Annotated in this window: 9 protein-coding genes; 3 read left to right on the forward strand and 6 right to left on the reverse strand. The window is 62.9% G+C overall.

Features of this window, described 5'->3' with window-relative positions; all coding sequences use genetic code 11:
• Window positions 1-321 precede the first annotated feature (321 nt).
• Both AC4CWF_RS14300 and AC4CWF_RS14305 read right to left on the reverse strand, forming a co-directional pair.
• Window positions 322-2,265: a methyl-accepting chemotaxis protein gene (locus AC4CWF_RS14300; RefSeq protein ID WP_491282309.1), complete on the reverse strand. Its 1,944-nt coding sequence runs from the start codon at window positions 2,263-2,265 to the stop codon at window positions 322-324.
• Window positions 2,266-2,693: 428 nt separating this feature from the next.
• On the reverse strand, window positions 2,694-4,766 hold the full coding sequence (locus AC4CWF_RS14305; RefSeq protein WP_491282310.1) for a HAMP domain-containing methyl-accepting chemotaxis protein: 2,073 nt from the start codon (window positions 4,764-4,766) through the stop codon (window positions 2,694-2,696).
• Window positions 4,767-4,969: 203 nt separating this feature from the next.
• Between AC4CWF_RS14305 and AC4CWF_RS14310 the strand changes: the two genes are divergently transcribed.
• A complete protein-coding gene (locus tag AC4CWF_RS14310; RefSeq protein WP_491282311.1) occupies window positions 4,970-5,749 on the forward strand; it encodes a TlyA family RNA methyltransferase in 780 nt (259 codons plus the stop codon).
• Window positions 5,746-6,990 carry a class I SAM-dependent RNA methyltransferase gene (locus tag AC4CWF_RS14315; RefSeq protein ID WP_491282313.1) on the forward strand — a complete coding sequence of 415 codons (1,245 nt, stop codon included), beginning with the start codon at window positions 5,746-5,748 and terminating at the stop codon, window positions 6,988-6,990. The genes AC4CWF_RS14310 and AC4CWF_RS14315 overlap by 4 nt, the downstream gene beginning before the upstream one ends.
• A 393-nt stretch (window positions 6,991-7,383) precedes the next feature.
• Here AC4CWF_RS14315 and AC4CWF_RS14320 read toward each other — a convergent pair whose 3' ends face one another.
• From AC4CWF_RS14320 to AC4CWF_RS14330, 3 genes are all read right to left on the reverse strand, one after another.
• Window positions 7,384-7,641 carry a hypothetical protein gene (locus AC4CWF_RS14320; protein ID WP_491282314.1) on the reverse strand — a complete coding sequence of 86 codons (258 nt, stop codon included), beginning with the start codon at window positions 7,639-7,641 and terminating at the stop codon, window positions 7,384-7,386.
• A 77-nt stretch (window positions 7,642-7,718) separates the two neighbouring features.
• Window positions 7,719-8,483 (reverse strand): crotonase/enoyl-CoA hydratase family protein, encoded by a 765-nt coding sequence (locus AC4CWF_RS14325; protein ID WP_491282315.1) that lies wholly within the window; start codon window positions 8,481-8,483, stop codon window positions 7,719-7,721.
• 11 nt (window positions 8,484-8,494) lie between these two features.
• Window positions 8,495-10,285: an acyl-CoA dehydrogenase family protein gene (locus AC4CWF_RS14330; RefSeq protein WP_491282316.1), complete on the reverse strand. Its 1,791-nt coding sequence runs from the start codon at window positions 10,283-10,285 to the stop codon at window positions 8,495-8,497.
• A gap of 285 nt (window positions 10,286-10,570) precedes the next feature.
• Here AC4CWF_RS14330 and AC4CWF_RS14335 point away from each other — a divergent pair, with 285 nt between their 5' ends.
• Window positions 10,571-11,572: a transporter gene (locus AC4CWF_RS14335; RefSeq protein WP_491282317.1), complete on the forward strand. Its 1,002-nt coding sequence runs from the start codon at window positions 10,571-10,573 to the stop codon at window positions 11,570-11,572.
• A gap of 78 nt (window positions 11,573-11,650) precedes the next feature.
• Here the strand turns inward: AC4CWF_RS14335 and AC4CWF_RS14340 are convergent, their stop codons facing one another.
• Window positions 11,651-12,157 carry a BA14K family protein gene (locus tag AC4CWF_RS14340; protein WP_491282318.1) on the reverse strand — a complete coding sequence of 169 codons (507 nt, stop codon included), beginning with the start codon at window positions 12,155-12,157 and terminating at the stop codon, window positions 11,651-11,653.
• Window positions 12,158-12,226: the final 69 nt, after the last annotated feature.

A 12,226-nucleotide genomic window follows, 5' to 3' on the forward strand; every position in this document is an offset into this window, starting at 1 on the left:
CCCCCGCAAAGTGGCAATCGCATTTGAAACAAGACCCTCTCTGCCCTGCCGGGCATCTCCCCCACAAGGGGGGAGAAACGACGCGGCAGGCGTCCCTTTCCTGAACGGGCGGCGAGGCCGGGTTAAGCCCTCCCCCTTGTGGGGAGGGTTTGGGAGGGGACTTTCTTTATGGCGATTGCCCTGCCCCTCGTCCGCCAGCCGGCACCATTTCCCCGTCATGACGGGGAGAAGAGACATCCGGACATCACTCCCGCCCCAAACAGAAAAAAGGGCGACCCTGAGGCCGCCCCTTTGATGTTTTAGCTAGTCCCCAGTCCGGGCTTAAAACTCTTCCCAGCTTTCGGCGGCAGCGCCGCCGCCGAGACCGACGGCACCGGCGACCTTGGCCATCATGCGGCGGGCCGGTGATGCCACGGGTTTTGCATTGCTGCGAGCGGCTTCCGGACGGCGTGCTCCAGAAACACCTTCGGTTGATCCGCCGACACGGAACTGGCCGATGATATCCCGCAGCTTGTTGACCTCGTTGGAGAGGGCAGCGCTGGCGGCGGTGGATTCTTCCACCATGGCGGCGTTCTGCTGGGTGACCTGGTCCATCTGGTTGACGGCGGTATTCACCTCGGCGAGACCCACCGACTGTTCCTTGGCAGAGGTTGCAATGGCATCGAGCTGGGTGTTGATGGTCACCACCTGCTGCTCGATAACCTTCAGCGCCTCGCCGGTTTCCTGCACGAGCTTGACGCCGGTGGAGACTTCATCGACGGAGTTGCGGATGAGGTCCTTGATCTCCTTGGCGGCCTGGGCGGAACGCTGCGCCAGTTCACGCACTTCCTGGGCAACGACGGCAAAACCCTTGCCGGCTTCCCCGGCGCGTGCTGCTTCCACGCCAGCATTCAGCGCCAGAAGGTTGGTCTGGAAGGCGATTTCATCGATGACGCCGATGATCGAAGAAATCTGGTTCGACGACTGCTCGATGCGCTGCATGGCATTAACGGCGCTCGACACCACCTCGCCGGAGCGACGCGCCGAACGGTTGGCTTCGACGGCCACGTGACGGGCTTCTTCCGTGCGCTTGGACGAATTGGTGACGTTCGTGGTGATCTGGTCAAGGGCTGCAGCGGTTTCCTCGAGCGAGGCCGCCTGCTGTTCGGTGCGCTTGGAAAGATCCTCGGCGCTCTGGCTGATTTCGCGTGTGCCGTTGCCGATGGAGCCGGTGGCAACAGAGACGGAGCGCAGGCTGTCTGCGAGCTGGCCGACGGCGGCGTTGAAATCGGCGCGCAGGGCTTCGAAATCCCGGGCGAAGGGTTCGGCGAGGCGGAAGGTGAGATCGCCGTCCGACAGATGTTTCAGGCCCTGTGCCAGGCCAGCGGTGGCCTGCGCCATTTCTTCGGCACGCACGCGGTCGGCTTCGATCGCACGGGCCTTTTCGGTTTCCGAGGCGGAACGGGCCTGATCGGCTTGCTGTTCCAAGTCGCGGGCCCGCAGGCCGTTGTCCTTGAACACCTGCACGGCCTTTGCCATGCCGCCGATTTCGTCGCGGCGATCCGTGCCATCGACGGACACGCCGAGATCGCCATTGGCGAGCGTCACCATGGTGGTGGACATTTCGCGGATCGGCTTGACGAGCCAGGAGCGGATGGCCAGGAAGCCGGCGAGAAGAACAATCACCAGACCGCCGAGGACAGCGCCGATGGTAATCTTGACAGTTGCGTTTGTCGCGGCCGTCAGCTCGTCGCTCTTCTTGTCAGCGGAGGCGACGACCTCGTTCGTCAAAGCGGTGAACTTGGAACTGATCGCAGCGAATGCCGGCTGGCACTGCGTCTGAAACAACGCCTGCGATGCTGTGATATCCTGGTCGCTTGTGGCCTTCTTGCCTGCGGCAATTGTTGCGCCGCAGGTTTGATCGACAACCGCCAGAACTTCGGTGCGCAGCTGAGAGACGCCGGTGTTGGCGGGAATGGAGGAAGCAACCTTGTCCATGAAACCCATGAAGCTCGTACGAGCGTCCAGGATGTTCTTTTCCGCGGCCGCGTTCTGCTCGTCTGTGCGCGCCATCATCAGGTCGCCGATGGAAGCTCGGATGGCCTGCATGCTGCGATTGGAACGGGCAAGATAAAGCGCAGCGGACGATTCGCTGGTGAGCAGATGGCTGTAGTTGTCATCAATGTCTGAAATCTGCTGCGCGGAATAGACCGCGATACCGAGCGTAAACAGGCCAAAGCCTGCCATGATGATCAGAAATTTCCCGATGATAGAAATATGTTTCACAAGCCACTCCTGCAGGGAACCTGGCGTTCATCTGAGTGAGCCACGTGCAAATCATTCACCGGGCAAACGTGAAAGAGCAGCATGCGCACCACAAGGCACCGCCGCGTCTTTTGAGACTGCGGAAAGTACGGGCCGCGCATAAAAAGCTCTGCCGGAACAAGGCGTCAGGATCGCCGCCCTGTTTCAACAACCCTATTCTTAGCGTGGCATCCTTAAATGTGAGTTAATTCAAATATAATCATGTATTGTCTTTACCTAAACCCGAACAAGGCAGGCCAGCACCTTGCGGTAAAACTGATATATGCACAGAAATGCTGCAGAGCAGCAACACGCGCGCCCTGAAACGCCGAAGGGGCAGACCATTGTCTGCCCCTTCATGCACCGGTTCGGGATTTTTCCTTGATTTTACAGCCGGCGGAACCCGTCGCCTAAAACTCTTCCCAATTGTCAGCGGCTGCTTTCGGCGCCGATTTCACAGCCGGGCTTGCTGTCGAAAAGGCGCTGGCGAGACGCGTGTGCAGCGCATTGGCCGGTGATGGTTTTGGCCGGATGGCGGCGCCGGCGCTGGCTGGCCTGCCGATGGCGGCAATCGCCTGAGGTCCTGCGGCAGGGGGCGATGGCCTTGCGCGGGCCGCCGGTGCCGGCTGTGACGTCCGGCTGGATGCGGGGGCTGAGGCTCGAACGTCGGCAAACCTCCGCTGCGCCTCTGCGCCACCAAGCTTGAACTGGCGCAGCAGTGCATCCAGCTCGCTTGCCTCGCGCGCCAGCGCATGGCTTGCCGCCGTCTGTTCTTCCACCATGGCAGCGTTCTGCTGGGTATTGTGATCCATGGCACTGACGGCGGTGTTGATTTCCTGCAAGCCCGTTGCCTGTTCGCGCGACGCCGTGACGATGGCCTTGATGTTTTCGTTGATCTCCTGCACTTCGACCACGATCGCCTGCAGCGCCTCGCCGGTTTCACCCACCAGCGACACGCCGGCATTCACCTGGGCGCTGGACGTGGTGATCAGCGTCTTGATTTCCTTCGCCGCATTGGCCGAGCGCTGGGCAAGCTCGCGCACTTCCTGGGCGACCACGGCAAAACCCTTGCCCGCCTCCCCGGCACGGGCGGCTTCCACGCCGGCATTCAGCGCCAGAAGGTTGGTCTGGAAGGCAATATCGTCGATGACGCTGATGATGTTGATGATCTCACTGGACGACTTGGAAATGCCTTCCATCGCGACCACCGCACGGCGCACCACGTCACCGGATCTTTCCGCCCCGACCCGTGCCCGCTCCACCCGTTCACCGACATCTTCGGCGCGGCGTGCCGAATCCTTGACCGTCGTCGTCACCTCTTCGACGGCAGCGGCCGTCTGCTCCACGGAAGCGGCCTGCCGTTCGGTGCGCTTGGCCAGATCATCGGTGGCGCTGCGGATTTCCACGGCACCGGCATTGATGGCCGAGGCATTGCGGCCCACACTTTGCAGCGCATCCTGCAGTTTTTCGAGCGCCTGGTTGAAGTCGACGCGCAGACGGTCGAGATGGCTGGCAAAGGGCTTTTCGAGCCGTGTCGCCACATCGCCATCGGCAAGCCGCGACAGGCCATCGGCCAGCGCATTCATGGCAAACTCGATTTCGGCGGCCTCATGCGCCTTGCTTCTGTCATTGGTCTGGCGTTCGCGTTCGCTTTCCACCCGCATGTCTTCGGTTTCGCGGCTGAGGCGCAGCTTTTCGATGGCGGCATCCTTGAACACGGCAACGGCCTTTGCCATCTGGCCCACTTCGTCGCCACGATCGAGCGCGGGAACGGCGATATCGTGATTGCCGGCGGCAAGGGCCGACATGGCATCCGTCATGCCGACGATGGGGCTGACGATGGCGCGCGACAGAAGCCAGATGAGGCCAACAGAAATGATGCCGGCCACGGCACCGCCGATGAGCAGCGTCCAGAGAAGATTGGTATGCGAGTTCTGCTGCGTCTCACCCGTTGCGCGGATGAGATCCGCCACCTGCGCCTTGATGCGGGTCGCAGCGGCGCGGAACGCGACAAGTGGCGCAGAACCATTGTCGGCGGTTGCCTCGGTCGGGGCCTTGCTCGGAACCGCATCGTCGCCGGCCTGGCGGGCCTTGATCTGCGGATCGATGACCTGCTGCTTGTAGGCGCTCGACGCACTCAGCATCTCGTCAAGCGTGGCGACCATGGCCGGAAAGCCGGCGGCCTGTTTGCGCGCTTCGGCAAGGGCGCTCACCACGCCGTCTCGCGCCACCGTGATGGCGTTCAGCATGGCGGCATTGCCCGACAGCAGGTAACCGCGCTGGGAAAAGCCTTCTTCCATCTGCGCTTCCAGCGCCTGGCCAACGGCGGCGGCAATGGCCTGCGCCTGCATCTGATCCCGCGAGGCCGCCGCCGAGTTCAGCCCCTGCCAGTAAACCACGGCAGAGGCGATGAGGCAGACGGACATCAGGGCGAGAAAGGTGCTGATCAGCTTTTTGTTGAGAGACAGGTTCTTTAACGACATGGGATTGTTCTGCGGCTTCTTCTGGTTCGACGGGAAGGCGTTTGCGCGCCGGCTATGAGCCATGAAAAGACCGCAAGCGCCTTAACATCGGATTGAGAAAATCGGCAGGATTTCATGCAACGCGTCGGCGAAATTGCGCTCTGTCAAGCCACGAACCGCAAAACCCCTTGCCAGCCTGCGCATTCACCGTCATGGACTGGCGCATGACATCTTCACACGATCAAAGACTAGACCAGCTGCTGGTCAACCGGGGCCTGTTTGCCAGCCGTTCGCGCGCCCGCGACGCCGTTCTGCGCGGCACCGTCAAGGTCAACGGCCAGACCGTTTTGAAACCAAGCGCGGTGGTGCCGGGCAATGCCAGCTTCAGCATCGACGACCCCGCCCAGGAATATGTGTCGCGCGCGGCGCTCAAACTGGTGGCGGGGCTCGATCATTTCGGGCTCGATCCGGAAGGCCTCAACTGTCTCGATATCGGCGCCTCCACCGGCGGCTTTACCGAGGTGCTGTTGAAGCGCAAGGCCGCCTATGTGGTGGCCATCGACGTCGGCCACGGCCAGATTCACGACCGCATTTCCGGAAGCCCGAGGGTGCTCAGCCTCGAGGGCCTCAACGCGCGCGCCATGACCCGCGACGATGTGGGCGACGACGAGTTTCATCTCGTTGTCTCCGACGTCTCGTTCATCTCGCTGAAGCTGGCGCTGCCGCCGGCGCTCGACATGGCCGAACCGGGGGCGACTTGCGTGCTGCTGGTGAAACCGCAATTCGAGGCGGGCCGCGATTTTGTGAGCAAAGCCGGCCTGCTGAAAGACCCGGAAACGGCACCTGAGGTGGCCGCCGAGCTGGAGCGCTGGCTGATCGAGGACATGGGCTGGGAAAGCCTTGGCCTCATCCCCTCCCCCATTGCCGGCGGCGATGGCAACCAGGAATATCTGCTGGCGGGGCGCAAACCTCTGGTGGATGACGAAGAGGGGGACGCGTTATGAGCACCCAGACAGTTACCATTGCAAGGCTCGGCGCGCAGGGCCATGGCATTGCCCATGGCGAGGACGGGCCGATCTATGTGCCCTTCGCACTGCCCGGTGAAACCGTGGCGATTGCCCGCACCGGCGCACAGGGCACTGTCATGTCCACCGCCACCGTCTCGCCGGAGCGGATCGCGCCGATCTGTCGTCACTTCGGCCCCGACAGCGATGCCTGTGGCGGCTGTTCGCTGCAACATCTGGCGGACGCCCCCTATCACGCCTTCAAGCGCCAACTCGTCGTCGATGCGCTGAAATCCAAGGGGCTGACGCCTGAGGTGAAGGATCTGGTGACCGCTGCCCCCGGGGAGCGCCGCCGCGTGGTGTTTTCCGCCCGCACCACGGAAAAAGGGCTGCTTCTTGGCTTCAACCGGGGCGAAACGCATCAGGTCTTTTCGGTCGTGGAATGTCCCATCACATCGCCCGGCATCGTGTCGCGGCTGGATGTGATCCGGCAGGCCGCGACGGCCCTTGCCAATGGGGCCGATGCCTTTCGCCTGACGGTTCTGGAAACCCTGACCGGGCTTGATCTTTCCGCCGAAGGGCTGAAACCGCTTTCGGAAAGCCAGCGCCGCAAGGTGACGGAGACGATCCTGAAGCTGAAGGGCATTGCGCGTCTTTCGGTGAACGGCGAAATCCTGATCGAACTGCAAAAGCCGATGTTGAATTTTGGTGGCGTGCAGGTTTTCCCGCCGCCCGGCGGCTTTACGCAAGCCAGCCGCGAGGCCGAAGAGGCGATGGCCGCCATCGTGATCGGCCATCTCGGCAAGGCAAAACGCGTCGCCGATCTCTTTGCCGGCTCCGGCACCTTTGCGCTGCGGATCGCCGCCAAGGCCCGCGTGCATGCGGTGGAAGGTGACGAGAAGGCAATGGCCGCGCTCGATCACGCCGCCCGCCACGCGCAAGGGCTGAAGCCGGTGACGGTGGAACGCCGCGATCTCTATCGCCGCCCGTTGATGGCGCAGGAGTTAAAAGTGTTCGACGCCGTGGTCTTCGATCCGCCCCGCGCCGGCGCCGAGGTTCAGGTGAAGGAACTCGTCCGCTCCGGCGTGAAGAAAATCGCCGCCGTCTCCTGCAACCCTCTGACGCTGGCGCGCGATCTCTCGCTTCTGGTGGAGGCCGGCTACCGCATCACCTCCGTCACCCCCATCGACCAGTTCCTCTGGACCCCGCATGTGGAAGCGGTGGCGCTGCTGGAGAAGTAAAATCGGGATAGCGGCTGGGGTATGCCGTGCGGGTCACGCCGTCGCAGCGGCAGGGGTTTACCCCCCTCTGCCCTTCCGGGCATCTCCCCCACACGGGGGGAGATCAGCTGGAGCCGGGAACTCCATTCCCCATAAATGTCGCGATTGCCGCAATGCCTCTTGTGGAAGCAGGCATAGACCACACGATGATCTCCCCCCGTGTGGGGAGATCAGCTGGAAACCAGAACTCCATTCCCCATGAATGTCGAGATTGCCGCAACGCCTATTAAGAGACTGGGCCTATGCCGCACGATGATCTCCCCCCGTGTGGGGGAGATGCCTGGCAAGGCAGAGGGGGGTGAACCACACACTCAACACGCCTGTCTGCCTCCTCAAGATATCAGCCTGGTGACATCACCCCGCCGGCCTTAACGTGCCGTTGCCGGTGACGCCGTCGCAGCGGCAGCGTCCGCCGGCGCGGCCTTCCGGGGCGCGGCAGGTGTAGGGGCGGGTGCGGTCTGCACTTTTGGGCGGATCGATGACGCAGACGAAACGCGCACGCGGCTTGAAATCATTGTCGTTATAGACCCGCGTATTGGGGCCGGACGATTGCGCAAGAACGCTGCTTGCGCCCGAAAGCAGGATGAGGATGCCGGCAGCCAGCCTGACCATTTTGATGTCTCCCAAGAGGATGCGGAAAAGATTTCGCCATCCTTGGCGGCTGCGGCTTAACGCCGGGTGAAGAGACGTTACCGGTTGCTGCGCTGTAGAAAAGCCTCGAAACCGGCGCGGGCTTCGGCGCTTTTCAGCTGGCTTGCAAAGTGCACCATTTCCTCGTCCATGCGCGCCAGAACCTCCTGCGTGTTGCCGCGCACGAGATCGCGGGCAATCTTCAGGGCACCTAAGGGTTTTGCAGCAAGCGAAGCGGCAGTTTTAAGCGTTTCCGCCTCTACCTCCCCGGCCTCGACCACTTTCCAGATCAGCCCCGCCTCGCGGGCGGCCTCGGCCGAAAAGCCCTCGCCGGCCACCAGGAGCGCAAAGGCGCGCTGGTGGCCCATGATGCGGGGCGCAAGAAGGCTGGACGCTGCCTCCGGCACCAGCGCCAGATCAACGAAAGGCGTGCGAAACAGGCTGCGGGAGGAGGCGATGGTGAGATCGCAATGCAGGTTCAGCGTCGTGCCGATGCCGATGGCAAGGCCATCGACGCCGGAGACCAGCGGCTTGTCGAACGTGGCGAGCGCTTTGAGAAAATCCACGGCGGCCGGCGGTTCTGTCGTGCCGGACATGGCGTAGGCCAGAAAATCGGCCATGTCATTTCCGGCAGAAAAGCAGCCCTCCGAGCCTAAGACGGCAACGGCGCGGATGGCGGGATCGTCACTTGCCGCCTTCAGCGCCGCCACCATGGTGCGATACATCGGCGAGGTAATGGCGTTTTTCTTGTCAGGCCGGTTGAAGCGGATGACGGTCACGCCGGAAAAACGCTCCGGGTGTTCAATCAGGATCGGGTCGCTCATGGCTCTCTCCTTCAGCCGAACACGGCGCGGGCGGCGGCAAGGCTTGGCCCCCCGTTCACCACCCGGTCCTTCAGCGCACCGGTTTCAGCAATCAGGTTTTCGGCGGCAAACCGGCAAAACGCCACGCGCTCGGCCCTGCCATGCGCCTCATCCGCCAGCGCACCCTTGGCGAGATGGACGCCGGTGAGGGCCAGCCCGAACAGCCGCAGATAGGGCGTGGCGCCAGAGAGCGCTGCCACCGTATTTCCAGCCGCCTGCTGGGCCAGCAGCCATTCTGTGGAAGCGTCGAGGTCATCGAGGCTTTGCGCAAGTCGGGCTGCCGTTTCGCCAAAACCATCGAGGTTGGAGGCGCGCACAGCCTCAGCCACCGCTCTCATTTCGGCAATGAAGCCGCGCACATGGCCGCCATCCGACAGCGGCAGTTTTCGCGTCACGAGATCGATGGCCTGGATGCCGTTGGTGCCCTCGTAGATCGGGGCGATGCGGGCATCGCGCAGCAATTGCGCAGCACCGGTTTCCTCGATGAAACCCATGCCGCCATGCACCTGGATGCCGAGCGAGGCGACATCGACGCCGATATCGGTGGCAAAGGCTTTTGCAATCGGCGTCAGAAGTGCGGCGCGCTCCTGCCAGAACGGCGTTTCGCCGGCGTGATGCGACAGATCGATGGCGTGGGCGCAGGCATAACAAATGGCGCGCGCGCCTTGCGTCAGCACCTTCATGGTCAAAAGCATGCGCACCACATCCGGATGCTCAATGATCGGGCTCATGCCGCCGCCGGCAGGCTTTTCCCCGCTCCAGGCCGGCGCCTTGCCCTGCGTGCGGTCGCGCGCATAGGCGACAGCCTTCTGGGTTGCCGCTTCCGCCACGGCCACGCCCTGCATGCCCACGGCCAGACGCGCATTGTTCATCATGGTGAACATGCAGGCGAGACCACGGTTTTCCTCGCCGACCAGCCAGCCGATGGCGCCGGCTTCCTCGCCATAACGGCCGTCGCCATAGATCATCGTGCAGGTGGGTGAACCATGGATGCCGAGCTTGTGCTCCAGCGAATGGCAGAACAGATCGTTGCGTGCACCCAGCGTCCCATCCTCGTTGACGAGGAATTTGGGCACGAGAAACAGCGAGATGCCGCGCGTTCCGGAGGGCGCATCGGGAAGCCGCGCCAGCACCAGATGAATGATGTTGTCGCTCGCGTCGTGTTCGCCCCAGGTGATGTAGATCTTCTGGCCAAAGATCCGGTAGGTGCCGTCGGCGCGTCGTTCGGCGCGCGTCTTGAGGACGCCGAGATCGGAGCCCGCATGCGGTTCGGTAAGGTTCATCGTGCCCGTCCATTCGCCGGAGACGAGCTTTTCCAGATAGGTCTGCTGCAGCAGGCGGCTGCCATGCGCCTTCAGGGCCTCGATGGCGCCAACCGTCAGCGTCGGCCCGAGCGTGAAGCCGACGGAGGCGGAATTCCACATTTCAAGCGTTGCGACATTCAGCATATTGGGCAGGCCCTGCCCGCCAAATTCTTCCGGTGCCGTCAAGCCGTTCCAGCCGCCGGCGCACCAGGCCTTGTAGAGCGCCACCCAGCCATCCGGCGAGATAACCTTGCCATCCTCGGCCATGCGGGCACCCTGCGTGTCGCCGATCCGCCCGAGCGGCGCCATTTCGTCGGTCGCAAACCGGCCGGCCTCCGACAGGATGGCATCGACCAGATCCTCGCTCAGATCGCCGAACCGCCCCTCGCCAATGGCCGCTTTCAGGCCGATGACATGGTTCAGGGTGAAGGCGATCTGCTCGACCGGTGCCTTGTACATGAGAACTCCTCCTCAGTCGTTCCTCGCGGCGCGTCCAGAGCGCTCCGCCTCCATATGCTTTTTACGTAAACGTAAGATGTTTTGTCAATCGCGAAGGCCAAAGCGGCCGCCACGGTATTTGTGACAATTGACCAACACGGCGACAAAGACCGTCACACAGTCGCGATAAGGAGGAAGCAAGGGGCTTCCGCCCGCTGCACGCCACCGTTATCCTCACCGTCAACGCCCAAGGCAGCAAGGCGGCAGCGGCACGGCGCCCTTCCCTCGTCATTTCCGGATATCCGCATGGTGCTTCTCACCCCTTCCGTTCCCGGCCTCGTCTGGGCCTACCAGTTCCACAGCAACACAAAGACCTGCCGCCAGCTGCCGACGGAAGCCGGCCGCGAGGCGCTGACGATCACCGAAACCGGCGATTTCCTCTGGCTGCATCTCAATCTGGCAGACCAGCGGGTGCCGGCTTTTCTCGAGGGTTTCGAAGCGCTTGCCCCCAGCGTTGTTGCCGCTCTCACCACCCATGAAACCCATGCCTCGATCACCCTTGACGAGGGAACGGTCTATGGCACGCTGGTGGATTTCCAGCGGGATTTCGATGCCGACACACGCGACATCGGCTGGCTGCATTTTGCCGTCTGCGGCAACCTCATCATCACCACGCGCCTGCAGCCGCTGCGCTCCATCGACCGGGTGCGGGCGGCGGTGGAAAAGAACCCGGCGCGCTATCGCCGGCCCATCGATCTCTTCGAGGCCATCGTTGCGGAATTCCAGCGCACGATGATCTCGCTGGTCATCGAACTGACGGAGGAGCTGAACCAGATCGAGGACGTCGTCTACGGCAATGATTCCCGCGACGAGCGGCGGCGGCTGGCGCCGGTGCGCCGCATCGTGGTTCGCCTGCACCGCCACCTGCGCACGGTGCTGACGCTGATGCGGCGGGCGGCCGCCGCCGACGAGGACGAGATGCCCGATGGTTTCGACGATGTGGCCGGCCGCCTCACAAGCCGGCTCGAAGCTGTGGATCACGATGTCTATGCGCTGCAGGACCGGGCGCGGCTGCTGCACGAGGAAATCGATTCCAAGCTGTCGTCTGAAACCAACCGCCACCTCTACATCCTCTCGCTGATGACGGCCTTCCTGCTGCCGCCCTCGCTGGTGACAGGCTTTTTCGGCATGAACACCGCAGCGCTGCCCTTTGCCCATGGCGAAAGCGGCACCTTTTATGCCTTCGGCTTCATGCTGTTGTCGGTCGCCTTTGCCTGGTGGCTGCTGAAACGCGCCGGCATTCTGTGAAGCGACCCAAGAAAAAGCCGCCCGGATTGGCATCCGGACGGCTTTTCATGTTGGCCTTTGAACGGATGGTGACCCGTCTCAGTAATACGGCGACAGGCACTGCTGGCGCGGGCCTTCATAGGGCTGGAACGTGTTCGAATAGCTGTCATACGAGCGATAACGCGCGGCGCAATATTCATAATGGCGCGGATTGAGGCCGGCACGGACCGGAGCTGGCGCACGATATTCCGGCACGTAGCGCGGCGCCGGCACGTAACGGGGCTCCGGACGCGGCTGGGCAATGGCACCGCCGATGATGGCACCGGCGGCAAAGGCCGCCAGCGGATACCAGTAGCCATCGCGGTAACGGTGGTTCGGGCGATGTTCGCGGTAACCGCGATAACCGCCGTAATAACCGGGGCGGCCATAATCACGACCGTAATAACGACGCGGCGGCGGCCCATCGCGCCAGTACTGCACGGTCACGACATCGCTGCCGGTCGCCGGCGCAACCGTCAGCGGCATGGCCTGCGAGGGCAGCATCGAGCCCGCCAGCATGGCCACGGACAGCCCGAGGACGGATATCTTCTTCATCAACGTCATCATTCCAGTCTCCAATCCGGAAATGGGGGCACAAAAACCGGGCCGGACATCCGTTACCACGGCTTTTGCGTG

Source organism: Neorhizobium sp. PAMB6630 (assembly GCF_058242775.1).